The organism is Methyloceanibacter stevinii (genome assembly GCF_001723355.1).
In the GTDB taxonomy this organism is placed as follows: Bacteria; Pseudomonadota; Alphaproteobacteria; order Rhizobiales; family Methyloligellaceae; genus Methyloceanibacter; species Methyloceanibacter stevinii.
Map to the genome: position 1 here is coordinate 386,665 of NZ_LPWE01000012.1, position 26,206 is coordinate 412,870.

The following is a 26,206-nucleotide window of genomic DNA, read 5'->3' on the forward strand; positions in this document are numbered from 1 at the left end:
AGAGAACGGGAAAGCCCAGAGCCGGGCATTTTTCCCTTTGCTCATGGTGATTTGGGGTCTGCACCTGCGTTCAGCAACCTTGAGGATAGCGGCCATGGGACCCGGTCAGCTCGCGACGAGTTGGAACGGCTCGCCAATCCGAATCTCGGGCTCGCAATCCAACAGATTGGCGAGGGTCTTGAAGCGGCGGCTGACACGTTCGCCTTCGAGATCCGCATAGGGTTCCGGCAAGGTCCAAATCAGCCGGTCGCCCTCGTAGGTGAGCGGGGTATGCGGCAGCACGCCGGGCATAGCCGCGGAGACCATATGGGCGACGCGGAACGCCGCGCCCAGAATTTTTGCGCGCCTCAGGGATTCTTTGTCGACCAACTCGACCAGCCCCTGGCTCAACTCGTCGCTCACCACGCCTTCGTTGCGGTAGTAGGAGGTCAGAGCCAGGAACGCGCGGCCGGGGTGATCGACGCCAATGAGATCCCCATTCGTGATCAGATTGAGGCTCTGGGCGCCGCGATAATCGGGATGGGCGCGCCAGCCGATATCGGAGAGGAGGCACGCGGCATGACGCAGACGCGTCTGCTCGGGCGTCTCCACCGGCCCCGGAACGCGGAATAGGCCGTCCGTCCAACTCAGCAATTCGTTGGCATTCTCAACCGAACGGGCGCGCTGCACCGCAAGCACATGGCAAGCCTCGATCAGCGGATCCTTGGCGCGCTCCTCGGCGCTCAGCAGGCTGTACAGCAGCCCCTCGCGGATGCCGAACACCGACGTCACGATGGACCGCGGCTTCATCTGCTTGATGAGGCGTTCGAGCACCAGCGCACCGTAGGGCAACGTCTCGCGCCGGGCGCTGGAGACGTCGCGTAGTCCTGGCATGTCGTCGTCCAGCCGGCCGTATAGGCTGCTGACGAATTTCAGCGCGTCCTGCCCGTCCATCCGGTAGTTGTGCATGACGCGCAACGGATAGTCCGTCTGGGCCATATGCAGGCGCGCCACGGCGCGCCAAGTCCCGCCGATCGCGTAGAAGTCGCGGCCCCGCCCCTTCTCGAGCCACGTCACCTTCGAAAACTCCGAATCGATGACCTCACGCGCCTTCTTCAGGTTTCCGCCCGACACGTCGATCAGACGAAGGCCCCCAAGCGGCAGCGTGAGAGCGTCGGACAACCGGCCGCCCCGCACATCCACCAACTCCAGGCTGCCGCCGCCGAGATCGCCCACGAATCCATCGGCCGCATAGATACCCGAGACGACGCCGAGCGCGGCGAGCTCGGCTTCCATGGTACCGGACAGCACCGTGATTGGATGCCCGAGCACCTCCTGGGCCTTGGCGATAAAGTCGGGACCGTTTTTCGCATCCCGTGCCGCCGCGGTGGCGATCACCTCGGTCCGGTGCACGTGAAGCTGCGCGATGAGCGCGCGAAACCGCCGTAGGGCCCGAAGAGCGCGCGCGACGCCAGCGGGCTCGAGGCTGCCGGTGCTCGCGACCGTCCGGCCCAGCCCGCACAGCACCTTCTCATTGAAGAGCGGTGCGGGCGCATGCGTGGCGCTGTCATAGACGATCAGCCGCACCGAGTTGGAGCCGATGTCGACTACCGCAACCGGCGCGCGTTTCTTCCTCCCGGCCATGGCGAGAGACTAGAGGGTCTCGTCGACCCGCGTAAAGCGCGGAGGCATGTTTTCCGGTAGAGAAGTGCCCCGTCCCGACAGGCTGGGGTTGGTCATGAAGTAGTTCTGGGCGCTGAAGGGCTCTTCCCCTTCCCGCGGATTGATGCGGACCGAGTTCCCGTCCGGCAGAACGCGCCAGCTCTGAAGATTGTCCTTCAGATTCGCCACCATGATTTGATCCAGAATCTGCTCGTGCACCGTGGGGTTCTTGATGGGCGTCATGGCCTCGACGCGGCGGTTGAGGTTGCGGGGCATCATATCGGCGGAGCTGATATAGACGGCCGCCTTCCGGTGCGGCAGCCCATGTCCTGCCCCGAAGCAATAGATGCGGGAGTGCTCCAGGAAGCGCCCGACAATGCTCTTCACGTGGATGTTCTCCGACAGGCCCGGTACGCCCGGCCGAAGGCAGCAAATGCCCCGGCAGACGAGATCGACTTCGACGCCCGCCTGGCTCGCCTCGTAGAGCGCATCGATGATTTCGGGATCGACCAGCGAGTTCAGCTTCATCCAGATGGCGGCGGGCCGGCCGGCCTTGGCGTGATACATCTCCTCGCGTACGTGATCGAGGATGCGCGCCCGGATTCCGCCGGGCGAGACCGCCATGGACTCGAGCTCCGCCGGTTCGGCATAGCCCGTCACATAGTTGAAGATGCGGGACAGATCGTTGCCGATCGACCGGTCGGCGGTGAAATAGGACAGGTCCGTGTAGATCTTTGCCGTGACCTGATGATAGTTGCCGGTCCCCACATGGCAGTACGTGGCCAGTTCGCCGCGCTCGCGCCGGACGATCAGGCTGAGCTTGGCGTGCGTCTTGAGCTCGATGAAGCCGTAGACCACTTGCACGCCGGCGCTTTCGAGGTCGCGCGCCCATTTGATGTTGGCTTCTTCGTCGAAGCGTGCCTTGAGCTCGACCACCGCCGTCACGGACTTGCCGGCCTCGGCGGCCTCCTTCAGCGCTTCGATGATGGGCGAGGTCTTGCTGGTCCGGTAGAGCGTCCATTTGATTGCCACGACGTCAGGATCGGCCGCAGCCTGCTTCAGGAACTGCAGGACCACATCGAAGGACTCGTAAGGGTGATGCACCACGATGTCCTTCTTGGCGATGGCTGCAAAGCAATCGCCGTGGTGCTCGCGGATGCGCTCGGGGAAACGGCTGACATAGGGCGCGAATTTGAGGTCCGGACGATCGGCCACGATGAGCTGGTCGGTGTCCGTCAGCCCGATCAGGCCCTTCTGCACGAAACTCTCTTGTTCCGTGACCTTCAGCTCCTGCATGACGAAGCGCTGCAGCCGCGACGGCATGGTCGCTTCCATCTCGAGCCGGATGACCGAGCCGCGCTTCCGGCGCTTGAGCGCCGATTCGAACACGCGCACGAGATCTTCGGCCTCTTCCTGGACCTCGATGTCACTGTCGCGCACGACGCGGAACGCCCCTTGGCTCCGCACCCGGTAGCCGGGGAACAGCCGTGAGACGAAAATGCCGACAACGGTCTCCAGCCGCACGAAGCGAACCCCCGTCACATCGTCCTTGCCGTCCGGCAGCCGGATAAAGCGGTCGAGCTGGGAGGGGATCGGCAGCAGCGCGTGCATGGTGCGGAACGATCCTTCGCGCACCAGTTCCAGCCCCAGCGTGAATCCGAAATTCGGAATAAACGGGAACGGATGAGCCGGATCGACGGCGATCGGGGTCAGCACCGGGAAAATTAGATTGAGGAAATGATCCTCGAGCCAGCTGCGCTCCGGATCTGTCAGTTGGTCGGCGGTGAGAACGTGAATGCCCGCTTCGCCGAGAAGAGCCTCCAGCGCGACCCAGGTCTCCTGCTGCAGGGCGGTCAGATCGGCGACGGAGCGATTAATCCGGTCGAGCTGCTGGGCCGGCGTCAGACCGTCCTGACTCGGCGTCTCGATCCCGGCCACCATCTGCGCCCGCAGGCCCGCGACGCGGACCATGTAGAACTCGTCGAGATTGTTTGCCGAAATAGACAGGAAGCGAAGGCGCTCCAACAAAGGATGGCGCTCGTTCTCGGCCTCTTCCATCACGCGCTTGTTGAAGTTCAGCCAGGACAATTCGCGATTGAAGTAGCGGCTCGGGCCATAGGCGGCGATTCGGGCAACCGCGCCTTCCGGCTCTATCGCTTCCGGAACATTCATCTATATCCTCTTGGAAAAAAGGGCATTGTGCGCCCGCCAGCTCCTTCAGGGTAGAGCCGTCATGTTAGGCCGACAACTGTATCACCGGCGTAACGGTAAACGTCAAATTCAGTGCCTTACTCAATCGTCGCAGCACGCTCCAGCGCCTCGGCGACCAGTTGCCGGCTGATCTTCCGGCCTGAGCGCAGGGCCGCCTGATCGACGGCCTCCACTGCCGCGGCAGCGGCTTCCAGCGACCGGTCGATCCTGACAGCCAGGAACTCAAGCACCTTGGGCTCGATGGTGAGTTGGCGGTCCGAGAAGTGTTTCAGCATGACCGTCCGCAGCAGCACCTCGTCCCGGCGCGCAATCTCCGTCACCGGGACCGCACTGAGCCGCGAAAGCAGGTCCGGTAGAGCGAATGGCCAGCGATTGGGGCTGATCCGCGCGGTCAGAAGCACCGAGAAGCGTTTCTCCGCGGCGAGATTCAAAAGGTGGAACAGCGTCCGCTCGTCGAACCCGGCCCGGTCGGCGTCCTCCACCGCGATGGCTGACCCTGGGGGCCGCGCATCAAGCGAGCGCACGTCCAGGGTCGTCGGGTCGAGCGCCTCGGCGCCGGACCGCTCCTGCCAGACGCGGACGAGATGGGTCTTGCCGCTCGCGGGCGGTCCCACGAGCACCTGCACCGGCCCCGGCCAATCGGGCCAGGCATCCACCATCCGGACGGCCGCGAGATTGCAGTCGCTGACAAGGAAATCCTCCGCGCCCAGAGCCGCCCGGTGCGGCAGATCAAATGCAAGCTGCCCCGGACTCACGGCGTCCGGACCTCGGGCCGGGATGCACCGTTGCCGCCCTTCGCGCGTGCCGCCTGAACGCCCTGCGGCCGCGCGTGCCCTTGCGGCCGGTGGATTGGCTCGGGCTGCTCAGGCTCGTAGCTCATCATGTGCCGCAGCCATCCGAAGAAATAGACAAGGGCCGACAGGACCGTGAGCCCGCCCGTGACCCAGATGAGCACGCTCACGAGCCAGCTCACGCCGAGGCCGAGCCCTAATTGGGCCAGGACAAACCCTGCCAGGGCGATCTGCGTGAATGTGTTGATCTTGCTGACGATGAGCGGCTTGACCTCGACGGGGCGCCACATCATCCATGCCAGCAGGACCGCGCCGACGATGAGAATGTCGCGGCTGACCACGATGATCACCAGCCAGACCGGCAGGTGCCCCGAAATCCCCAGCGCCACATAGATCGCGACGAGCAGCGCTTTGTCGGCGATCGGATCGAGATAGGCGCCGAGCTCCGTGCGCCAGCCATAGCGCTTGGCGAGATAGCCGTCGGCCGCGTCCGAAAGTCCCGCCAGCAGGAACACCACAAACGCCGCGTAGAAGTCTTGGTCGATGATCAGCCAGATCAGAAGCGGGACGGACAAGATCCGCGCAAATGTCAGCGTATTGGGGATATTCACCGGCGCTTCTCCCAAGCGTCTTTATGTTCTGGGGTGCTTCGTGCCCGGAGATTATCAGACTGCAGCGGCTCCGCAGCCGAATTTCCGCAAGCCCCAAAAAGCCGCAGGACCAGGCCCCTCATGGTCCAATCGCGCGCATCACGAGCGTCCCGTCTCGCTCATAGAGGCCGATCCCATTCTGGGCGAGTACGGCCTGCAACTGGTCGGCAGAGCCCTCATAGTCGAACACCACCTCGGCGGTGCGGGCGGACCTGGACACGATCTCGAAGTCCCGAAGATCCTCCACACGCTGAAGCCCAAAATGAATCTGCTGCCAATCCCTTACGCTGAAGAACTCAATGACCGCGCCAACCCGGCCGAGCGCTTCGTCTGGGATTGTTGACGCCTCCTCGGGATAAAGCGCACCGCGCCGCAAGGGCACCTCCACCGCCGCCTCGAAGGCGGGATCGAGCCGCTGCTTCCAGCGCCGTTCGAGGATGCCGAGTCCCAATCGGGCCACGCGCTCCTCCGTCCCCTCCAGGTCATGCGGATCGACGGCTGTCGTCGCCACGGCATCGACATCGCCCGCGGCGTCATCGCCCACGAGGTGGAGACGAAAGAACCCCTCCGCGATCTCCCCGACGGCCACGACGAGACCGCCATAGCCATAGGTACTGCGCAAGGTCGCATAGGCCCCCTCGTCGCCCGCGAGAACGGCCTTGACGGTCCCAGCCTCGAGATCGTCGCGGAGCGCGGCCAACTCAGCCGGCGCGACTCCGTTGTCGAGATCCAAACGCTCCCACGCCTGCCGCCAGTCCGTACTCGCATCCGTCGCAACGACGTCATCCTCGAGCATCACCGGCAGGATCGAAATTGGCGACGCCTGGCTCTCGACAAACGGTATGGAGCGGCTGGTCAAAAGCTGGCGAACGGCGTCCGGATAGAAGCGCACGTCGACGACCCCGATATACCGTCTCGCCGAGGTCTTCTCGCTGTGGATCGCGACGCCCGCGACGAGCCCTTCGATCTCACGATGGGAGAATGACGGCAGGCGTTCCTGCCAGCTGAGCGGCGCCAGCCTCTTGAGCAGAACTTGCATCGCCAGGGTCTCGGCCTTCGCCATGCCCCTCTCCCGCGCAACCACGGCATCCTTGGCCGTGACGTCGACCCGGACGTTGGCGACATTGAAGAGACTGGCGGCGCCGGCGGGACCCAAGCCCAGCAAAGCGATGCCCAGCAGCGCCACGGCCCCCAGCAGGACAACGCGACTCAATTTGGCAGAAGACGGCGCGAAGCCCCTGAAAGCATTGGCTGACTGATTCGCCATCAACCGCTCCGCGATTCGCGCCGGAATCGCACGTTCCGCCGCCATTGGGGGAGGATAGACGCACGGGTTACCGCCGCTCCGGCTCTCTCCTGTGGGCACCCTTGCCTCTATCCCTCTTGCCTGCCAAGAGTGTTATGACAGAACTCTGGAACGTGCACCCCGCTTGGCTGCGGACCCGAATTCCCAACTGCCACCTGAACACGACGCGCCCCACCAAGCCTGAAGAGTCCATGCCCGAAGACAAGCCGCTGACCTATCGTGAGGCCGGTGTCGATATCGATGCCGGAAACGCTCTCGTGGACGCGATCGGTCCCCTCGCCGCCAAGACGAAGAGACCAGGCGTCCTCGGCAATCTCGGCGGCTTCGGCGGGCTGTTCGATCTGGCCGCCTGCGGCTTCACGACCCGGTTCTCGTGGCCGCCACCGACGGCGTCGGGACCAAGCTGAAACTCGCCATCGACACGGGCCTGCACGGAGGCATTGGCATCGACCTCGTGGCCATGTGCGTCAACGACCTCGTCGTGCAAGGCGCCGAGCCGCTCTTCTTCCTCGACTATTTCGCGACCGGACGGCTGGAGGTGGGCGTCGCCGCCGAGGTGGTCGCCAGCATCGCCGACGGATGCAGTCAGGCCGGCTGCGCGCTCATCGGCGGAGAAACTGCCGAGATGCCCGGCATGTACGGCGATGGCGACTACGACCTCGCAGGCTTCGCGGTGGGCGCGGTTGAGCGGGACGCGATCCTGCCCCGGCCCGACGTCGCCGCGGGCGATGTCCTGATCGGCCTGCCCTCGTCGGGCGTGCACGCCAACGGTTTCTCGCTCGTGCGCCGCGTGGTCTCTGCGTGCGGCCTTGGCTGGAACGATCCGGCGCCCTTCGCGCCCGAGGCCAAGCTCGGAACCAGCCTCCTCGCACCGACCCGCATCTACGTCCGCCAAGTGCTTGATACGATTCGGGCAAACCCCGGGGCCGTAAAGGCTCTCTGCCACATCACCGGCGGCGGCCTGATCGATAATCTGCCGCGCATCCTGCCCGGGACCGTCGCGGCCACGATCGACACGAACACCATCGACATGCCGGCCGTGTTCTCCTGGCTCCAGGCGGAGGCTCGGCTCGATGCCCACGAAATGTTCCGGACGTTCAACTGCGGTGTCGGCATGGTCGTCGCCGTGGCGCCGGACGATGCCGAACGCGTCGCTGCGAGCCTCGGGCCGGAGGCGCGCACAATCGGGGGGCTGGCCGAGCGGGGTGACGGACCGGCGGTCGTGCTCGGCGCCGGGGCAGCCGGGGTCATGAGCGCGAAGACGCGCGTCGGAGTTCTGATCTCGGGCCGCGGCAGCAATCTGCAGGCACTCATCGATGCCGCCAAGGATCCCGACTATCCGGCAGAGCTTGTGCTCGTGATCTCGAACGTGCCCGACGTACAGGGCCTCGATCGCGCCGATGAGGCCGGTATCCCGACCTGCACCATCAAGCACAAAGATTTCCCCTCGCGCGAAGCCTTCGAAGCCGCCCTCAACGATGCGCTGGACGGCGCCGGCGTGGAGCTTCTCTGCAACGCCGGCTTCATGCGCCTCCTGACGGAAAGCTTCGTGTCGCGCTGGCTGAACCGCCACCTCAACATTCACCCCTCGCTCCTGCCCGCCTTCAAGGGCCTCGACACTCATGCACGCGTCCTGGATGCGGGTGCGCGCATCAGCGGCTGCACGGTTCATTTCGTGCGCGCGGCGATGGACGACGGTCCGATCGTGGCCCAAGCGGCCGTCCCGGTGTTGCCGGACGATACTGAAGACGATCTCGCCGCAAGGGTGCTGGCGGCCGAGCATCGTCTCTACCCCCACGCTCTGCGGCTCGTGGCGTCCGGTCAGGTCACGGTGGACGGCGAACGTGCCGCCGGCATGCCCTGGGGGTCTGGGGAGCCCGCCCTTTTTTCGCCCCCGCTGAAGGGCAGTTTTTGAGCGGACGTCAAAAAACCAGGAAAAATAGTATGGGTGCTCCAGCAAACTTGACGCATCGCAAGTCTGTGCGGCGCAAGGGCCCGTAGACAATGCAGACGAGCGGATGCTAGGAACAACATCTATTCAGTCGATCTCCGCAACAACGACCGCGCGCGCAAGATTCTTGCAGACCGGAGGTTGCCCGAGACCTAGTGCTGATCTTGCGGTTTGGCCCCAAGCCCTGTCCGGCACACTTGGCCCAACGGGGTTCTCTGGCCCAACAATAAGAGGGATGGCGTAAATGGCGGACATGACGGTCGCCTACTCTCCGTCGCACGGCCTCGGAGAAGAAGACAGCATTTGGTTCAAGCTATCGGCGCTGTTGAACCAAGAGGATCCTATGCAGGTCCTCATTGCCCTGTGCGAAAAATACAAGGGCGTCCTGCCGGTCAATCTGAAGAACCAGCGCATTGTCCTGCTGAGCGAACCCGAGCACGCCGAGCGCGTCCTTGTGACGAACGCCGACAATTACACCAAGTATTTCGACGGGCTCCGGCCCGTTTTCGGCCGCAGCATGATCACCATCGACGGTGCGCTGTGGCAGAAGATCCGCGTGCCGCAGCAGGCGGCGTTCCACCCGAAGATGTTCGAGGAATACTTCCCCTATTTGATGTCGGCGATCGACTCCAAGATGGACCGCTGGCAGCAACTCGCGGAATCCGGCGAGACCGTCGAGATGGTGGAAGAGACTTGGACGATGGCCGCCGACATGGTGTGCCGTGCGCTGTTCGACCGCGAGATGCCCTTCAACCCGCACTTCGTCTTCAAGCAGGTCAAGACGTATACGGACGTTGTGAACCACAAGAACGTGCGCCTGAAGAACGTGCGCGGCGAGCTTGAAGAGATCACGGACGAGGATCCCGCCAAGGCCATGGAGATTTGGCATTCGGTTCCCGATACGGTGATCAATGCGAACATCATCGATCATCGCGAAAAGACCTTGCTGACGGCGATGCAGGAAGCCGAGGCCGATCCGGACTTCCCGGAGTTCGACCACCGCCAGGTCATCGACGAGATGAAGCAGTATCTGTGGGCCGGAACCGAAACCACGGCCCTGACGCTTGCCTGGTCGCTCTACCTTCTGTCCCAGCATCCCGAAGCGATGGAGCGCGTCCGTGAGGAAGCGCATCGGGTCTGCGGCGACGCCGATCCCGATTGGAACCAGGTGCAGCAGCTCAGCTACACCCGCATGGTGATCCAGGAGACCATGCGCCTGTACCCGCCGATCTGGGGTCTGATCCGCATCGCCGCCGGCGACGACGAGATCGCCGGGCACAAGATCAATGCCGGCGACAAGGTCTCCGTCCTGACCTATATCGCCCACCACAGCCCCAAATACTGGGAAGAGCCGGAGAAGTTCGATCCGGAACGGTTCGCGCCCGAGCGCTCGAAGAAGCGGCGCAAGTACTCTTACCTGCCGTTCGCGGCGGGGAAACGCGCCTGCATCGGCGGGGCGCTGTCGCAGATCGAGAACACGCTCGCGCTGGTTCAGCTCCTGCGACGCTTCACACCCGAGTATGTGGGGCCGACGCCGGCGAAGATCCGCGCCACCGTCACGCTCTGCCCGCAAGGCGGCCTGCCCTTCAAAATCCGCAAGCTGAGCTAGGCGCAAGTATCTCTAGAAGTTGGCAAGCCATGCGGGTCTGCACCAACTTTCGGGATGCTAGAAGCTAAGCCTCGTCGGTCGACAGTTCTCCATCGCCGGTTCCGGCTACGGGTCCACCGTTGAGCACCAGCGCGCTTGTGGGCCACCGCGCCCCGAGCAGGCGGGACTTCGCGACACGGGCCGTGCAGACCTTGTCGCTCTGGTTGCCGCCGAGAACGTGGAAGGCCTTCGAGTCCTCCGCCTCGTAGAACCCGACGTGACCCTTCCAGCCGTTTCTGCTGCCCCTCCAGAAAACGAGAATGGCGCCGGGCTCGGGCTCGACCTTTTTGCCGAACTTGAGCCATTGACGCGCGCCCAACGGATTGTTCGGCAGGGGCTCCTTCGGCAGCGTCGCAGCGACACAGTGGCCGACGAACAGCCCGCACCACGCCACGTCGTCTCCGGGATAGTGGATATCGAGATCGTCAGCCCAGTCCATAATGACTGGGTTGTCCGGGTTTCCTGCGAATTCCTTCGTATTTCTGAGCCGCTCCGCTTCCTCGAACCACACGAGGGACGAGTCGTTCGACTCTTTTCCGGCAAGGGAAATGAGGTGCCGCTCGGTGCGCGGGTCGACGAGCCCCGTTAGGGGGAGACCATGCTCCTCTTGAAACGCCTCGACGGCATTAGCCGTCCGTCGCCCCCAGATTCCGTCAATGGGTCCTGGTTCGAATCCAAGCTTCTTCAAAGAGCGCTGAATGTTCCGCACGTTCATGACTCATACTCCCCTAAAGATCGCATATATGTCATATGCTCCCTCTATGGTTGTATTCTGTCAAGACACCAAAAAAGGCCTCTGGAGCGGACAACTCCAGAGGCCTGCTAAGAAATAAGGTTAACTGATCGTTACGCCGATGCCGGCGCAGGGGCAGACGTGCCCCTAACCGACGATCTCGCTCTTCTTGAAGACAAGATCGATTTCGCGCTTGGCGCTCTCGGGGCTGTCGGAACCGTGCACGGAGTTGCGCTGCAGGTTGACGGCGAAGTCCTTGCGGATCGTGCCGGGATCGGCGTCGACCGGGTTGGTCGCGCCCATCACGAGGCGATTGCGCTTGATCGCGTCTTCGCCCTCAAGCACCTGAACCACGATCGGACCGGAAATCATGAACTCCACCAGCTCGTCAAAGAAGTCGCGCTTCTTATGCATCTCGTAGAATTCTTCGGCCTGCTTCTTCTTCCACCAGACCCGCTTCTGGGCAACCACCCGCAGGCCAGCACCTTCGAGGCGCGCCACGATCAGCCCTGTAATATTGCGCTCGGTCGCGTCGGGCTTGATGATCGAGAGCGTACGTTCGATGGTCATTATTCCAGTCCTTCTAGTCTTTGATTCTTCAGTATTTTCAAATCTCGGCCGGGCTTATAGCCATCGGTCATGACAGCCACAAGGCGCGGGCGCATTATCAATTAGTGTGTGATATGAAAGCCTCAGATGCGTTGCCCAGGTAACGCAGCGAGGGAGATGCGATGCTCTATGCCACGATCAAGGTTCTCCTGACGAGCGTCCTTGTGGTCGCAGTCTCCGAGGCGGCCAAACGCAGCGCACTCTTCGGTGCACTGATCGCTTCGGTCCCCCTCACCTCGGTCCTGGCCATGATCTGGCTCTATGCCGACACCGGGGATACGGAGAAGATAGCCCGCCTTTCCACTGGGGTTTTCTGGCTGGTTTTGCCCTCGCTGGTCCTTTTTGTCAGCCTTCCCATGTTCCTACGGGCCGGCCTGGGCTTCCCTGCGAGCCTGGCCATAGCGACCGCCCTGACGGTCGGCGCTTATTTCGCCATGCTCTATGTCCTGGGTCTCGCCGGCATCGAGATCTAGGCGGGCCAAGCCCTATCAGGCTTTCTGCTGCCACCGGCCGCCTTCGTCCTGCTGCCAATAGCTCACGGACAGGCCCTGGTCTTTGGCCGCCGCCCAGGCCTCGCGCGCCCTGGCAACGGCATCCGGATCGTGGCCATCGAAGATATGGACCACGCGCGCATAACCGCCCAGGTCATCGAGGCTCGCTCCATCGACTAGGAAGCGGACATTGGCTTCATTCGGATTGGAGTCCTCGTCCGTGAGGTAGACGGGTTGCGCCGCCGGGGCGCCATCCGCATCGGCGCCGTGCGGCAGAAAGCTGTCCTCGCGATAGGTCCATAGCAGCGTATTGAGTGCCTCGACCCGCTCAAGGCTCGCGGCCTGAACGGCCGCGCGCCAGCCCCGTTCCAAGGACCGCTCCAGCAGCGCCGGCAGCACCTGCTCCAGCGTGCGGCTTTCCAGGTGATAGAAATATACCTCGGTATCGCCACTCATCGCGCGTTCGCCTCGAGGCCTTGCCGTTACGACTTGGCCTTCACATACGGATTGTTGCCCTTCCGCAGGTTGAAACGGATCGGCACGCCGGGCAAATCGAATGTCTCGCGCAGGCCGTTCACGAGATACCGGACATAGGAGTCCGGCAGCGCCTTGGGCTGGGAACAGAAGGCCACGAAGGTCGGCGGCCGCGCGTTGGCCTGGGTCATGTAGCGGATCTTGAGCCGGCGCCCTGCTACGGCCGGCGGGGTGTGCGCATCGATCATGGCCGCAAGCCAACCGTTGAGCGCGGCCGTGGGCAGGCGCTTGTTCCACACCTCATCGGCCGCGAGCACCGCGTCCATGAGCCGGTCGACGCCCTTGCCGCTCTGCGCCGAGAGCGTCACCAAGGACACGCCTTTGACCTGGGGCAGCAGGCGCTGACACATCTCGCGGAGCTCGGCGAGGCGCGCCTGCTTGTCCTCCACAAGGTCCCATTTGTTGACGGCGATGACGAGCGCGCGGCCCTCGCGGACAATCAAGTCCGCAATTTGCAGATCCTGTTTCTCGAAAGGCTGTTCGGCATCGAGCAGCAGCACAACGACCTCGGCGAACTTGATCGCCCGCAGCGTATCGCCGACCGACAGCACCTCCGCGCGCGCCTCGATGCGCGCCTTGCGCCGAAGTCCCGCCGTGTCGAACACGCGCAGCCGCCGCGAATCCCACTCGATCTCCGAGGCGATGGCATCGCGCGTGATCCCTGCTTCGGGACCCGTGATCATCCTGTCCTCGCCGAGAAGCGCATTGACCAGGGTGGACTTGCCCACATTGGGCCTTCCGGCGATGGCGATCCGCAAGGGGTAAACGCCCTCTTCGTCCGGCTCGCCCTCCTCGAGGCTACCGTCCTCGCCCGCTTCGGCTTGCGCGTTACGGTAGCCTTGCGCGATTGCCTCCGTCACGTCGCCGATGCCGAGGCCATGCTCGGCGGACATGGCCAGCGGCTCGCCGAGCCCCAACGAGAAGGCCTCGTAGAACCCGGGCTCCGCAGCACGTCCTTCCGACTTGTTGGCCGCAAGCACGACGGCCTTGCCGTGCTTGCGCACGAGGTCGCCGAAAATCTCGTCCGCCGCCGTGACGCCCGTCCGCGCATCGATCACGAAGAGCACGAGGTCCGCCTGCTCGATGGCCGCTTCGGTCTGAAGCCGCATCCGCGCGGTCAGCCCCGCGTAGCCCGACTCGAGGCCCGCGGTATCGATAAGCGTCATCGGAAGGCCTTCGATCGCCACATCGGCTTCGCGGCGGTCGCGCGTCAGGCCCGGCTGATCGTCGACCAGCGCGAGCCTCTTGCCCACGAGGCGGTTGAAGATCGTGGACTTGCCGACATTCGGCCGTCCGACAATGGCGACAGTGAAAGGCATGGCTGAGCGATCGCGGGATCCGTTGTTTCAGATGAAGGAGCACAAAGGATGCAGCACGCGCAAGCAACGCCGACCAAAATGACGGTGCGGATTGCGCCCCACCACAGACGCTAGTTGGTCGTTGCCTCGCTCGGCTTGGCGTCGTCGGACTTGGCGTCGTCCGTATCGGCGTCGCCAGCCTTGGTCTCGTCCGCCTTCGTGTCCGGTGCGGTTGCCGTCTGACTGACGATGAGGGCGAGCAGCACGTTGGCGCGGTCGCGCATGTTCCGGGGGGTTCCGGCGTCCACCAGCAAGGCGCTGAACTGAGCCTCGGCGGCCTTCAGATCGCCGTTCTGATAGGCCGAGAGGCCCAACAGCTCTTTTGCTGAATAGCGCCAAGAACTCTTGCCGGCCGCCAGACCGTCGAGGCGCTTCTGCATCTCGGCATAGTCCGCCTGATCGAGCCGGAGCGTCGCGGCCTGCAACGTGGCCAGCCCCTTTAAAATGGCGTCGACCCGGCGGTCCGTGGCCAGGGCTTCATAGGACTCGACCGCCTTGTCCGTATCGCCGGCCTTGGCTTGGCTCGATGCGAGTTGGAACCGCGACAGAACGGCGTAACCCGACGGGCCATCCTTGACCAACTCGTCGAATGCCTCGGTCGCCTTCTCCTGCTCATTGGCATTCTTCAAAGCCAGAGCCGCGGTGAAGGCATCGCCCGCCGTCTCGGCTTCGCTCTCCTCGACGTACTTCCAAATATTGTAAGCCGCCACACCGATGATGAGCGCCAACGCAAGGCCAATGACATAGAGGCCGAACTTGTCCCAAAGCGCCTTGTACCGCTCCTGCCGAACCGCGTCGTCGACCTCGCGAATGAAACTGTTGTCAGTCATAGGGTTAAGAGCTCTTCCGGCTTTCTTCGTCGGCGCTGGCGCGCGGTTGTGCGGGACTGCTGCGGAACCGGATGGCTCATCCGGCCTAACCCACGCCGTATAGTGAAGCCCGCTTGCTGGCGCAAGACTGAATGCCGCAGGCCAGCGCGGCCGCACCCGGCGATCGCGGCCGGACCGGAAAGCCTAACTGACTGACATTTTGAACTTTTTGAGGGCTTCGGGAACCTCTTCCAGCGTGGAATAGGTGTGCTCCTCGGCTGGGAAGGCCCGCCCTCGCACGTCCCGCGCATAGGCTTTCACCGCGCCTTCCACGGCTGTCCGGAGTTCGGCGTATTCTTTCACGAACTTCGGCACCCTTGGGGAGAGCCCAAGCATATCCTCGAGGACAAGCACCTGCCCGTCGCACTCAGGCGACGCGCCAATGCCGATCGTCGGGATCGGAATCTCTTGCGTGATGCGCGCGGCCAGGCCTTCGGCCACGGCCTCGATCACCACTGCAAACGCACCCGCCTCTGCCACGGCCTGTGCGTCCTGTTCGAACCGGGCCCATTCGGCCTGCCGCCGGCCACGGGCCGCAAATCCACCAAGCTGATTGACCGCCTGCGGCGTCATGCCGATATGGGCCATCACCGGAATACCGCGCGCCGTCAGAAAGGCGATGGTCTCGGCCATCTGCACGCCGCCTTCGAGCTTCACCGCACCGCAGCCCGTCTCCTTCATGATGCGGGACGCGTTCCGGAAGGCCACGGCGGGGCTCTCTTCGTAGGAGCCGAAAGGCATGTCGACGACGACCAGCGCGCGCTCCGACCCGCGCACGACGGCTTGGGCATGAGCGATCATTAGGTCGAGCGGCACCGGCACGGTGGTATCCAGCCCGTGCATGACCATGCCGAGTGAGTCTCCGACCATGAGAACGTCCACATGCGGATCGACCAGCGCAGCCGACTGCGCATGGTACGACGTCAGCACGACGATAGGCTCGCCGCCTTTGCGCGCGGCTATCTCCGGCGCGGTGATACGCTTGATGGTGCTCTGATGCGACACGAGTCTTATCCTCGCGAGTTCCAGTGATTACAGCGTCTTATGCCAGACATATAAGGATTTGTGCAGCGCAATGACAGTCCTTGGTGAAAAGGCCGCCTTTGACCCAAAGCCCTACATGGAGCCCTACATGGGCACCACCACCTTGCCGATCAGCAGCGGGTGCAGCCAAAGCAGGAAGACAACGTAGAACACGATGCCGAGCACGACGGCGATGATGTCGTTGCGTGGACTCCCCGGCCCCGGCGTTTCGATCAGCTCGGTCGGCTGGCGATGCTTCAGCGCGATCCGGTCGTAGACGGCATAGGCCAGAAACGATCCGAACAGGATGATGCCGGCCAGATCCCCATTGGCAAGCAGATGCGCCAGCGCCCAGGTCTTGATCGCCGTCAGCATGGGATGCTTCACGACCGCTTTGATGCGTCCCGGAAAATAGGCGGCCACTAGAAATATGAAGGCCGGCAGCATCAGCAGCATCGCCAGATGACGCATCCAGACCGGCGGCGTCCAAATCGGAATGATGGGCGCGGTGGCGAACCCGTAGACGAGCAGGATGAAACCCAGGATCGAGGCCACCGAGAAGAAGGCCTTGTAGCCGTTCTCGCCGAACTTCTCGATCAACCCTTCACGCGAGCGCGTGAGCGTGGGCAGCAAATGAATACCTAGAAAAACAATGATGCCGACGATGAGCAGCAGCATGACCAACCTCCCTCAATCTCGCGGGGACACTATCACGCAGGTCCGGGCGAGGCGACGAACGGATTACCGCAGTTCGTAGCACCGAGCTGGCTCGAATCAGCAGCGTACTTGGCCACTATCGCCCAACGAGTGGCGCTATGACTTCGATCCGGTCCGTAAACACACCACCGGAATAGCCCTCGGGCAGCCGGGCAAGGTCCTTCCCGCTATCGATGCCTGTAGACCAACCACCATGGTAATCCCCCTGGACGAACACACGGGAGCCGGCGCCTTCCATGCGATTGAGAAAGAGGTTGGGCCACCCCCACACCCATGGCGCCACATTGAGCGGGACCGCGACCAATGTGTGCCGGCAGGCGTCCGGGACATAGCCCGTCCAGCCATATGCCATGTAGCGCAAGAGACAGGCTTTCGCAGAAGCCTTGGACAAGGCCCTGACGTCTGGCACCTTCTCGCGCAAGGGCGCGAGCGCTTCCTCTCTGCCATAGACCATCAGGCGATCGCGTTGGGCTGACGGCAACTGCGCGAGCCGGTCACCAAGCATGGCTCCCTCCTGCGCATCCGCACTCTTCACATTGATGAGGAAGTCGCGGTCGGGAAAACGGGTCAGAACCTCATCGAGGCTCGGCATCTTCCCTATGCCTTTTCCGCGAAGAGGAAATGTCTTTCCCCCGTCGGCAGTATAGCCGTAGCCTATATCCAGGCTCTTCAGTTGCTGCATGCTGTGCCTACGGGTGACACCCTGCCCGTCCGTACGGCAATCGAGCGTCCAGTCGTGGAACACGGCAAACTTCCCGTCGGTGGTCGGGTGGATGTCCAACTCGATCGCGTCGGCACCGACATCAAAGGCGGCCTCCATCGATGCAATCGTGTTCTCAAGATATGCATGGTTGGTCGGCAGCATGTGGGCTGCCGTGCACGTATCCGCTTTGAGGTCCGTGCGGTCGAAGTTCTGGGCAAGCCCGCGATGGGCGAGCAATGTCGGTTTCCCCGGCGGTCGCTCAGCAAAGATCGTCGCGTTGTTCACATAAATGAACAGCGCGGTCGCGACGAGCGCCAGAAGACTGTAGGCGAGAAATTTCCGCATAGCCCCAAACAGAATCAGAACAGTCCCTGTCTATGGCCTTGCCGGGACACAGACAAGCTATGCGGCACAAGCTTGCGGGGACAGGACCTACCCGGATCTGCAGACGGGCAGCGGGCGCGGCGGCGGGCTGGGGTGCGCTTTTCTATACTTGGCGATGATCGGCTCGAGTTTTTCCTTCGGCCAGAACATCGGCGAACCGATCTCGCGCAGGCATGTGGCGTTCCAATAGAGCCCGGCGCTCGACAGGCTCTTGTGCGCCTTCGCCGCTTCCCGCACGGCTTCGATGTCGCGCGACTCCGGATAGATATAAACCGTGGTCGGACGCTCCTTGATCATGTCCACGATCAGCGCGGAGTCCTCGGGCGTCCAGCTCGTGCAGCCATTGCTGCGGCCAGAGCTGTAGTTCAAGAGACTGCCGTAGGGAACGTATCCCTTCGCGTTCGCAAAGGGGCTGTCGGGATTCTTGCGCAGGCACATGCGCCGCAGCAGCACGGCGGAGTGACCGCCGATGGCCCGCTCCCGCGCATTCGCCGTGTCCCCCTCGCCTTCGAATTGCACGAAGGCACGCAAGAGAGGCACGGATTTGCCGCGCGTGCGGTAATAGCCCTTGAACGAGGTCCGCGTCTCAGCGGTCACATAGCCTCCGCCTGTCGTCAGCTTGGAACCCTCGGCATTGCTGAAGTTCTTCGCGCAGCGCCGCCCGTTCGCGAAGTTCGCGCCCGGCAAACGTCGGCCGTTGCCGTAGCCCGACGAAATCGCGCGGAAGGACAGGTCGTGTTCGCAGATGATGTAGAACCGCCGCGCCACCCCGCCGCTGCGCGCGACGCTCGGGCGTGTCGCATCCATCGCGAAGTAGCAGGGGTTCTTGGCCGACCCCTCCATGACCTTCTCCATGTACAAGGCGCGGGCCCGTTGCAGAACGACCTCGAAATCTGGCCGTCGCCATCCCCCACATGGGCTTGAAGCCAGGGCGGGATTTCCTCGTAATGTTCGTCGGCAAGCGCGCGGGGGATGAGAGGCCAAGCCGCCATGGCGGCGGCGCCCAAAATGACCAGCAGACTGACAACTCTCTGACTGAGAGGAATCAATCGCACGAGATTCAGTCTCCCCGTGTTTCGCACCCTTCCGATGTTGCGCGAAAAAATGCCGTCATTAGGGCATTTCGCGGGCGCGAATCGGGTGCGCAGAACGACCGGCAGCAATCATAACCGATTACTCCTCCGTGCAAGCCCCATCCCGTGTAGAGACTATCGATCGCAGCCGCGTTGCGATGGGTCAGGTTCCAAACGCATAGGTGTGCAGAGCGCCGCCGAGCACGCCCCATTCCAGGCACTGACGCATGTCAGCGTATTTCTTCCGGACCTCGTCGAAGAACGCGGGAGAGCGCGCGGCGCCGAGCACCTCCCTATTTTCGTCCATGCGCGCAAGGAAGCGGCCGTACCACGCGATGTAGTCCTGATCGAGATTGACAATGCCCGTGCAGGTCCATCCCTGCCGCTCGGGCGCCTGACGCATCTCCGCCATCGAATGCACGGTTGGGGGCAGACAGTCCGCCTCGGCAAGCGCGGATGCGTCGTACGCGATGTAGTCGAACACCGCGATCCGCGCCCGCTGATTGGCGACCTTGCGAAAGGCGGCAAAACAGGCTTCCAAATCCTCGCAAGCGTAGAGCGAATTGAACGCGTAGATCACGTCCACCGTCGGCAGACCCAATTCACCGAGCTTGGTGACGTCGCCGGGGATGAACTGCCGCTCCGGGTAGCGGCTGTTGGCATAGCCCACGGACTGCGCATCGAGATCGACCCCGACGACAGAGGCGCCTGTCTTCCGTCCGATGGCATCGGCCGTTGCGCCGAGCCCGCTGCCGGCATCGAGCACCGTCTCGCTCGGCGCGGGGCTAACATGGGACAAGACGAGATCGATGGCGTCTTCCTCGCCGGGATGGGCGAAGTCGCCCCCGCGAATGCGCGCCAGGAAGGACTTGTTGTCGAAGCTATTCATGCCGGTCATCGGGGCAACTGTACTCTCGCATATCGAGTCAGGGGGTGCCCCAACGCTGCGCCAATTGTCACTGGTTCGGCGGGCGAGAGATGGTAGCATTTCGCCCCATGCCGGACCTGATCAAATTCGTGGCCAAGCAATACGCGATCGGCATCGTGGCGGTCGCCCTGTTCGCAGTGACGTTGCTCGTCACCGACGCGTGGGGGCTCGGGACGCTCGTGCAATCGGACGTGACGCCCCTCACCACGGCTGTCATCTTCATCGTGTTCGGAGTCATATTGCTGTCGCCGCTCGTGGTCGGCACAGCCATCTTCCTGTCGAGAACAATTCCGGACGAGCACCGCTGAGTCTCGTTTACGCGCTGGGCCTAGCGCGCGAGCCGACGACCGTCTTGCACAACGGCAAATCCGACAGGGTGCGTGCGCGGCCCGGCTTGTGCTTCTTCGCGTATTGCAGAAGCGCAGGCTCGAGCTTCTCCCGCGGCCAGAAATTCGGCTCGCCGATCTCCTTCAGGCAGGAGGCGTTCCAATAAGCGCCCACGCGTGACGGCGACTGGCCCGCGCGCACCGCACGCCCAACGGCGACGATGTCTTTCGCTTCCGGATAGATATAGACCGTCGTCGGACTATCCGCGATCGCCAGGAACTGATCGTCGGCGTCCCGGGGCCAGCTCGTGCAGCCGCTCGAACGACCGGCGCTGTAGTTTATGAGCTTGCCGAAGGGCACGTAGCCGCTCTTATCCGCATATTTGCTCGACGGCATTTTCAGCCGGCACTGCCACCGCACGATTGCCGCCGAATGGCCGCCAATGGCGCGCGACCGCGCGTTGGCCGTATCGCCCTCGCCCGTGTATTGCACGAACGACCGGACAAGCGGCTGATAGCCACCGGCCTCGCTGTAATATCCCTTGAAGGAGGTGCGCGTCTCGGCCGTCAGGTATCCGCCGCCGGTGGTCAGATGCGAGTTCGCCGCATTCGAGAAATTCTTCGCGCACCTTGCGTTGTTGGAGACATTGGCAAGACCTTCGAAATTACGCCCTGCGCCATGACCCGAGGTAACCGCGCGGAAGGTCTGCTTGTTCTCGCAGATGGCATAGAACCGTTTGGCGCCCTCGCCGGGCCGCGTCGCGTCGAAGGCGAAGTAGCAGGAATTCTTGACCTTCCCGGCGCGCACCTTTGCCTGATGGAAGTCGCGCGCGCGCTTCAACACGGTGGCGGAGATCTGCCCCTCGCCATCGCCGATATGGGGATTGAGCCAGGCGGGCACGCCGGGAATAACCGGCTGGGCGGGCTCCGGCGGCGGCGCAGGCGCAAGTGCGGGCCGCATGGCAGGCGCCAGCAGCGCGGGAGGCGCAGCCTGATAGGCAGGCGCGGCTTGATAGGTGGGTGCAACCGGCGCGTTCGGCACGGGCATTACCGGCGACGGGGCGGTTGCGGCAGGCGCATATTGACCGGCCGGCATTGCCTGGGTCGCCGGTGCGGCAACGGGAGCCGGCGCAGCCTGCGGCGGCGGGGCCTGAACGTCCGGCACATAACGGGACCCGGCACGACCGTGTCTCGGGACGATCGTGACCGCCTGTGGCGAGCCTTGCGGCGCGCGGCGAGCAAGGAAGCTGCTGTGCGGCGGCAGGCCGCTCAGGAGGCTGGCGGCGAGCAGAAGCGCGCCCAGGCCAAAGGCCGGAACGCCGAAACCGCTTCTCACCCGATTTGCCCCTCGCACGAGACAGGCTCCCTCAAGTCGCACAGTCCGAACCGCCTGGGATGGCCCGGCCCGGCCAAAAACCGAACGCGGACACACGCAAGGCGAGTTCTTCCGCGCATTATACCTCACTTTGCGACGTTAGAGCGGCGAGGGTTAATCTGCCGTGAACCGGGGCGTTTGACGGATTCGCGGGGCCACGGGCCAAAACGAGACGTTTCAGAAGCTCAGCGGTGCGGACAGCCTGGCCAGCAACAGGGCCTGCGCTTGCCGTCGTTGAGGTTGGACCGGCCCCATTCGATGCGGCGAACCCGCGTTTCGGCCTTCTTGGCCGACTCGATCCAGCAGATCCATTCGTTGCGCGCGAGCGGCGTGATGTCTTCCCACGTTTCCAAGGCCTCTGCGTCGGCGAGCAGCGCCTTGCGGAAGTCCGCCGGCAGGTCGTGAACCACGCCGCCTGATATGAGTTTAGCCGCCATTCCCTCACCCTCTCCTCTACTCGCTTCCGCACGCTCGCCAGGCCCGTCCAGTTTGCCCCATCGAGCCGGGACAACAAGGTACGCCGACCTACTCAAGCGGCGCCAATCGCCCTAACATGGCGCCGTTGATGCCCGGCAAGCACACCAAGAACGATGCAGAGGACGAAACGATGACCTCACGAATGACGACCGGACAAGGAAAACTCTACGACAGCATTGTCGACACGATCGGCAACACGCCGTGCATCCGCGTGAAACGCCTGGCGCCGGATAATGTGCGGCTCTATGTGAAAGCCGAGTTCTTCAACCCGGCGGCGTCCGTGAAAGACCGCCTGGCCATCAGCATCATCGAGGAGGCCGAGAAGCGCGGCGACCTCAAGCCGGGCCAGACCGTGGTAGAGGCCACGAGCGGCAATACGGGCATCGGCCTCGCCATGGTCTGCGCCGCCAAGGGCTATCCGCTGGTGGTCACCATGGCCGAGAGCTTCTCCATCGAGCGGCGGAAGCTCATGCGCTTCCTGGGCGCCAAGGTGGTCCTGACCCCGAAAGAGCTCAAAGGCTTCGGCATGTATCAAAAGGCCGTGGAGCTCGCGAAGGAACACGGCTGGTTCCTCGCCCATCAGTTCGAGACGCCCGACAACGCACTCATCCACGCGAATACCACGGCGCGGGAGATCCTCGCCGACTTCGACGGCGAGCGCCTGGACTATTTCGTCAGCGGCTACGGCACCGGCGGCACGGTGGCCGGCGTCGGCCGCGTACTGCGCAAGGAACGCCCCGACACGAAGATCATTCTGAGCGAGCCCGCGAACGCGGGGCTGGTGGGCAGCGGCATTGCCCAGGAACGGTCAGAGGATGGCGCGCCGAGCGTGAGCCATTCCGCCTTCGAGCCCCACCCGGTGCAAGGGTGGACGCCCGACTTCATTCCCCTCGTGCTGCAGGAAGCTATCGACGAGCACTATTACGACGAACTTGTTCCCGTTGCAGGCCCCACCGCCATCGAGTGGTCGCGGAAACTCGCAGCGCAAGAAGGCATCCTCACGGGCATCTCAGGCGGCGCCACCTTCGCCGTTGCCCGGCAGATCGCCGAGCAGGCGGAGGACGGCGCCGTCATCCTCGCCATGCTGCCCGATACCGGCGAGCGCTATCTCTCGACGCCGCTGTTCGAGAACATCGAAGAGGTGATGACCGAGGACGAACGCGCGCTGATGAAATCCACCCCCGGCTATCAGATGGCTTAGGCCTGAGGGGACGGCGTACAGTCAAGACGGCGCGACCGTATGGGGCGTAATCGTGTAGCCGAACGGGTCGCGAAACGCGAAGTAGCGGCCAAACGGCCCGTCTTTCGGCGGGAACACGATTTCCGTCCCGTTCTCGACGAGATGGTCATGCAGCGCGTCGGCGTCGTCGCAGCCGAACCAGATGGCGATGCCCTCACCCAGCCCGCCCTGTCCCTTGAGTTCGCCCATGGGTATGCGCACGGCGAACGGCACCGGAGTTGTGTCGAACACCACGGCCCCGGGAGGGCTCTGGGGCGCGGCCTTCAGGCCGACGATTTCGGTGTAGAAGGCCCGTGCGGCAGCGAGGTCTTCGGTTTGAATGCCGATAAAATCGGGTCCGATCAAATGGGGCATGACGGGGTTTCCCTCTCTTGGACGAGCGCATAATATAAGTGCCCTGATATTTATATAAGGGCACTTATATGTCAAGCGAGCAGACCCACCCGGCGCTGAACGATCCCTATGCAACGATCGGCTTTGCCTTGAAGCTGGCGCAGCAGGCACTACGCACACGTATGGACGCCGGACTGCGGGAGATTGGGCTGACCACGCCCCAATATGCGGTCCTCACCTTCCTGAAGGAGGAGCCAGGTGCTTCGAACGCCGCTCTCGCGCGCCGCGCGTTCGTGACGCCGCAAACGATGCAGGCGATCTTGGTCGCACTCGAGCGTGCAGGCTTCATCGCGCGGACGCCCCATCCCGTACATGGACGCGTTCAAACGACCGAACTGACGCGGAAGGGGTGCGATGCCCTGGACGCCGCCACGGGGATCGTGGCCGATGCGGAAAGGCGCCTTCGGAAAGCTTGTGCTCCTCTCGATCCCGATGCCATCGCGCCGGTGTTGCTGCGGCTCGCAGAAGCGCTCCGCTGAGCGAGGAAGGGGCGCGGGCTCATCACGATGTCCACACCGGTGTTTCGGATGGATGAGGGGGCAAAACCGGTTGATGCCGCGCGCCTCGTTGCTGATGCGGGGGCCCGGCTGCTAAACATCCGGCCATGTGTGAGCCCATCCTGATCCTCGTCGATGCCGATGCCTGTCCTGTAAAAGACGAGGTTTTTCGGGTCGCCGCAAGATACGCGGTCAAGACCATCGTCGTTTCCAACGCCTATATGATGCTGCCGAAGGACGCGAATATCGAGCGCGTGGTCGTCGATCAGGGCCTCGACGTTGCCGACGATTGGATCGCGGAGCGGGCCCGCCCCGGCGTGATCGTGGTGACGAACGACGTGCCCCTCGCCCATCGCGCCGTTACGGCGAAGGCCGAGGCCATCGCTCCGAACGGCAAAGCCTTCACCGACGCTTCCATGGGCATGGCGCTGGCCGTGCGCGATCTGATGACCGATTTGCGCTCGGCGGGCGAGATCACGGGCGGCCCGCGCCCGTTCTCGAAGGCTGACCGCTCGGCCTTCCTGCAGGCGCTCGATGCGGCCATCGTGCGTCTGAAGCGAAACGGTCACCCCACGGAGCAGGCAGGGGCGTAGTACTACCGCCGAGGGCGGTCACTCCCACTCGATGGTGCCGGGCGGCTTTGACGTGATGTCGTAGACACGCGGTTGATGCCGCGCACCTCGTTGATGATGCGCGTGGCAGTGCGCCCCAGAAAATCGTGGGAGAAGTCGAAATAGTCCGCCGTCATCCCGTCCGTGGAGGTGACGGCGCGGAGCGCGCAGACGAAATCGTAGGTGCGCGCATCGCCCATGACGCCCACGGTGCGCACGGGCAGCAGCACGGCGAAGGCCTGCCAGATCGTGTCGTAGAGGCCGGCGTTGCGGATCTCTTCCAGATAGATGGCGTCGGCGGCGCGCAGAATCTCCAGCTTCTCTTCCGTGATGTCGCCTGGAATGCGGATGGCGAGCCCCGGCCCCGGGAACGGATGACGGCCGACGAAGGTCTCGGGCAGGCCGAGTTCGCGGCCGAGCTCCCGCACCTCGTCCTTGAACAGCATGCGCAAGGGCTCGACGAGCTTGAGCTTCATGGTTTCGGGGAGCCCGCCCACGTTGTGGTGGGACTTGATGGTGACGGAAGGCCCGCCCGTCGCCGAGACGCTCTCGATCACGTCCGGGTAGAGCGTGCCTTGCGCGAGGAACTGTGCGTCCTCGAGCCTCTCGGATTCTTCCTCGAACACCTCGATGAACAGCCGCCCGATGATCTTGCGCTTGGCTTCCGGGTCGGAGATGCCATCCAGCGCGCGCAAGAACCGCTCGGACGCATCCACATGCACCAGCGGAATGTTGTAATGCCCGCGGAACAGGTCGACGACCTCCGTGGCCTCGTTCTTCCTGAGCAGGCCATGGTCCACGAAGATGCAGGTGAGCTGATCGCCGATGGCCTCATGGATGAGGAGCGCGGCGACGGACGAGTCCACGCCGCCCGAAAGCCCGCACACGACCCTTCCCGAACCGACTTGGCTGCGGATGCGCTGCACCTCCGCCTCGCGGAACTGCGCCATGCTCCAGTCGCCATGGCAACCGCCGATCTTGCGCACGAAGGTCTCGATGATCGCGGCACCCTTGGGCGTGTGCACAACCTCCGGGTGGAACTGCACGCCGTAGAGCTTGCGCTCGTCGTCGGCGATGGCCGCGAAAGGCGCGCCGGTGGAGACGCCTACCGCGCGGAAGCCTTGCGGTAGAGCGGTGACCCGGTCGCCATGGCTCATCCAGACTTGCGCCCGTTCGCCCTCTTCGAAGACGCCGTCGAACAGCGCCGTGTCGGCCACGACCTCGAGCTCGGCGCGGCCGAATTCCCGCTCATGCCCTGCTTCCACCTGCCCGCCGAGCGCCGCCACCATGGCCTGCTCGCCGTAGCAGATGCCGAGCACGGGCACGCCGGCTGTGAAGATCGCATCCGGCGCGCGGGGCGTGCCGGTCTCATGCACGGACGCCGGGCCGCCCGACAGGATGATGGCCTTCGGCTTCGCGGCGGCCAGCACCGCCTCGGCCCGGTCGAAGGGAACGATTTCCGAATAGACGCCCGCCTCGCGCACGCGCCGGGCGATCAGCTGCGTCACCTGGCTGCCAAAATCGACGATCAGCACCCAATCCTCGGTGCCTTCGATGGGGTCTTGGTGTGCGGTCTCTTGATCCATATGCGCCATTTTCGGTTTCGCCATTTCGGCCTCTCTGGCGGCCGTTATAGCAGGAGTCTCAGCAAGGCCAGGGGCTTCGCG

Annotated in this window: 25 protein-coding genes and 2 pseudogenes; 8 read left to right on the forward strand and 19 right to left on the reverse strand. The window is 63.8% G+C overall.

The features are described 5' to 3' along the window. Positions 1–105: 105 nt before the first annotated feature. The 5 genes from ppx to AUC70_RS11460 form a co-directional block, all read right to left on the reverse strand. A complete protein-coding gene (ppx, locus tag AUC70_RS11440; protein WP_069444957.1) occupies positions 106–1,623 on the reverse strand; it encodes an exopolyphosphatase in 1,518 nt (505 codons plus the stop codon). A gap of 9 nt (positions 1,624–1,632) precedes the next feature. Next, complete coding sequence (locus AUC70_RS11445; protein WP_069444958.1) at positions 1,633–3,813, reverse strand: RNA degradosome polyphosphate kinase; 2,181 nt, start codon at positions 3,811–3,813, stop codon at positions 1,633–1,635. A 116-nt stretch (positions 3,814–3,929) separates the two neighbouring features. Beyond that, entirely contained in the window at positions 3,930–4,607 is a 678-nt protein-coding gene (locus AUC70_RS11450; protein WP_206599377.1) for a P-loop NTPase family protein, read from the reverse strand. Then, on the reverse strand, positions 4,604–5,254 hold the full coding sequence (locus tag AUC70_RS11455; protein ID WP_069444960.1) for a CDP-alcohol phosphatidyltransferase family protein: 651 nt from the start codon (positions 5,252–5,254) through the stop codon (positions 4,604–4,606). The genes AUC70_RS11450 and AUC70_RS11455 overlap by 4 nt, the downstream gene beginning before the upstream one ends. 118 nt (positions 5,255–5,372) lie before the next feature. Continuing rightward, positions 5,373–6,560 (reverse strand): hypothetical protein, encoded by a 1,188-nt coding sequence (locus AUC70_RS11460; protein WP_141702091.1) that lies wholly within the window; start codon positions 6,558–6,560, stop codon positions 5,373–5,375. 230 nt (positions 6,561–6,790) lie between these two features. On the opposite strand from AUC70_RS11460, the pseudogene purM reads away from it, so the two are divergent. The 3 genes and pseudogenes from purM to AUC70_RS11475 form a co-directional block, all read left to right on the forward strand. Next, positions 6,791–7,830: pseudogene (purM, locus tag AUC70_RS16375) on the forward strand (phosphoribosylformylglycinamidine cyclo-ligase); the annotation flags it as partial. 18 nt (positions 7,831–7,848) lie between these two features. After that, the gene (purN, locus tag AUC70_RS18080) at positions 7,849–8,514 is read left to right on the forward strand and encodes a phosphoribosylglycinamide formyltransferase (RefSeq protein WP_083241529.1); all 666 of its coding nucleotides are present in this window, start codon (positions 7,849–7,851) and stop codon (positions 8,512–8,514) included. 280 nt (positions 8,515–8,794) lie between these two features. Further along, a complete protein-coding gene (locus AUC70_RS11475; RefSeq protein ID WP_244505599.1) occupies positions 8,795–10,159 on the forward strand; it encodes a cytochrome P450 in 1,365 nt (454 codons plus the stop codon). Between the two features lie 64 nt (positions 10,160–10,223). On the opposite strand, the gene AUC70_RS11480 is transcribed toward AUC70_RS11475, so the two are convergent. Continuing rightward, positions 10,224–10,913 carry an NlpC/P60 family protein gene (locus AUC70_RS11480; protein WP_069444964.1) on the reverse strand — a complete coding sequence of 230 codons (690 nt, stop codon included), beginning with the start codon at positions 10,911–10,913 and terminating at the stop codon, positions 10,224–10,226. Positions 10,914–11,078: 165 nt separating this feature from the next. Then, a complete protein-coding gene (gene ndk / locus AUC70_RS11485) occupies positions 11,079–11,501 on the reverse strand; it encodes a nucleoside-diphosphate kinase (RefSeq protein WP_069444965.1) in 423 nt (140 codons plus the stop codon). Positions 11,502–11,662: 161 nt separating this feature from the next. Here ndk and AUC70_RS11490 point away from each other — a divergent pair, with 161 nt between their 5' ends. Next, on the forward strand, positions 11,663–12,013 hold the full coding sequence (locus AUC70_RS11490; RefSeq protein WP_069444966.1) for a DUF3147 family protein: 351 nt from the start codon (positions 11,663–11,665) through the stop codon (positions 12,011–12,013). 15 nt (positions 12,014–12,028) lie between these two features. Here AUC70_RS11490 and AUC70_RS11495 read toward each other — a convergent pair whose 3' ends face one another. From AUC70_RS11495 to AUC70_RS11530, 8 genes are all read right to left on the reverse strand, one after another. After that, entirely contained in the window at positions 12,029–12,487 is a 459-nt protein-coding gene (locus tag AUC70_RS11495) for a DNA polymerase III subunit chi (RefSeq protein ID WP_069444967.1), read from the reverse strand. A gap of 26 nt (positions 12,488–12,513) precedes the next feature. Beyond that, entirely contained in the window at positions 12,514–13,884 is a 1,371-nt protein-coding gene (der, locus tag AUC70_RS11500) for a ribosome biogenesis GTPase Der (protein WP_069444968.1), read from the reverse strand. A 110-nt stretch (positions 13,885–13,994) separates the two neighbouring features. After that, entirely contained in the window at positions 13,995–14,753 is a 759-nt protein-coding gene (locus AUC70_RS11505) for a tetratricopeptide repeat protein (RefSeq protein WP_069444969.1), read from the reverse strand. 183 nt (positions 14,754–14,936) lie between these two features. Next, the gene (gene panB, locus AUC70_RS11510; RefSeq protein WP_069444970.1) at positions 14,937–15,797 is read right to left on the reverse strand and encodes a 3-methyl-2-oxobutanoate hydroxymethyltransferase; all 861 of its coding nucleotides are present in this window, start codon (positions 15,795–15,797) and stop codon (positions 14,937–14,939) included. A gap of 123 nt (positions 15,798–15,920) precedes the next feature. Next, positions 15,921–16,493: an NnrU family protein gene (locus AUC70_RS11515; RefSeq protein WP_069444971.1), complete on the reverse strand. Its 573-nt coding sequence runs from the start codon at positions 16,491–16,493 to the stop codon at positions 15,921–15,923. A gap of 115 nt (positions 16,494–16,608) precedes the next feature. Continuing rightward, positions 16,609–17,580: a glycerophosphodiester phosphodiesterase family protein gene (locus tag AUC70_RS11520; protein WP_069444972.1), complete on the reverse strand. Its 972-nt coding sequence runs from the start codon at positions 17,578–17,580 to the stop codon at positions 16,609–16,611. An 87-nt stretch (positions 17,581–17,667) separates the two neighbouring features. Then, entirely contained in the window at positions 17,668–18,462 is a 795-nt protein-coding gene (locus AUC70_RS11525; protein ID WP_342022166.1) for a hypothetical protein, read from the reverse strand. Between the two features lie 393 nt (positions 18,463–18,855). Further along, on the reverse strand, positions 18,856–19,590 hold the full coding sequence (locus tag AUC70_RS11530; protein ID WP_069444973.1) for a class I SAM-dependent methyltransferase: 735 nt from the start codon (positions 19,588–19,590) through the stop codon (positions 18,856–18,858). Between the two features lie 80 nt (positions 19,591–19,670). On the opposite strand from AUC70_RS11530, the gene AUC70_RS11535 reads away from it, so the two are divergent. After that, positions 19,671–19,928, forward strand: coding sequence for a hypothetical protein (locus AUC70_RS11535; RefSeq protein ID WP_141702092.1), 258 nt, complete (start codon positions 19,671–19,673; stop codon positions 19,926–19,928). Positions 19,929–19,935: 7 nt separating this feature from the next. Here the strand turns inward: AUC70_RS11535 and AUC70_RS11540 are convergent, their stop codons facing one another. Both AUC70_RS11540 and AUC70_RS11545 read right to left on the reverse strand, forming a co-directional pair. Beyond that, positions 19,936–21,282 carry a hypothetical protein gene (locus tag AUC70_RS11540; RefSeq protein WP_069444975.1) on the reverse strand — a complete coding sequence of 449 codons (1,347 nt, stop codon included), beginning with the start codon at positions 21,280–21,282 and terminating at the stop codon, positions 19,936–19,938. A gap of 224 nt (positions 21,283–21,506) precedes the next feature. Next, the gene (locus AUC70_RS11545; protein WP_069444976.1) at positions 21,507–21,758 is read right to left on the reverse strand and encodes a YdeI/OmpD-associated family protein; all 252 of its coding nucleotides are present in this window, start codon (positions 21,756–21,758) and stop codon (positions 21,507–21,509) included. Positions 21,759–21,886: 128 nt separating this feature from the next. Between AUC70_RS11545 and cysK the strand changes: the two genes are divergently transcribed. After that, the gene (cysK, locus tag AUC70_RS11550; RefSeq protein WP_244505600.1) at positions 21,887–22,999 is read left to right on the forward strand and encodes a cysteine synthase A; all 1,113 of its coding nucleotides are present in this window, start codon (positions 21,887–21,889) and stop codon (positions 22,997–22,999) included. Positions 23,000–23,020: 21 nt separating this feature from the next. Here cysK and AUC70_RS11555 read toward each other — a convergent pair whose 3' ends face one another. After that, positions 23,021–23,392, reverse strand: a complete 372-nt coding sequence (locus AUC70_RS11555; RefSeq protein ID WP_069444977.1) for a VOC family protein — start codon at positions 23,390–23,392, stop codon at positions 23,021–23,023. 68 nt (positions 23,393–23,460) lie between these two features. Between AUC70_RS11555 and AUC70_RS11560 the strand changes: the two genes are divergently transcribed. After that, entirely contained in the window at positions 23,461–23,910 is a 450-nt protein-coding gene (locus tag AUC70_RS11560) for a MarR family winged helix-turn-helix transcriptional regulator (protein ID WP_069444978.1), read from the forward strand. Between the two features lie 125 nt (positions 23,911–24,035). Continuing rightward, positions 24,036–24,521 carry a YaiI/YqxD family protein gene (locus tag AUC70_RS11565; protein WP_069444979.1) on the forward strand — a complete coding sequence of 162 codons (486 nt, stop codon included), beginning with the start codon at positions 24,036–24,038 and terminating at the stop codon, positions 24,519–24,521. 18 nt (positions 24,522–24,539) lie between these two features. Here AUC70_RS11565 and guaA read toward each other — a convergent pair. Continuing rightward, positions 24,540–26,134 (reverse strand): annotated as a pseudogene (gene guaA, locus AUC70_RS11570) (glutamine-hydrolyzing GMP synthase). Positions 26,135–26,206 lie beyond the last annotated feature (72 nt).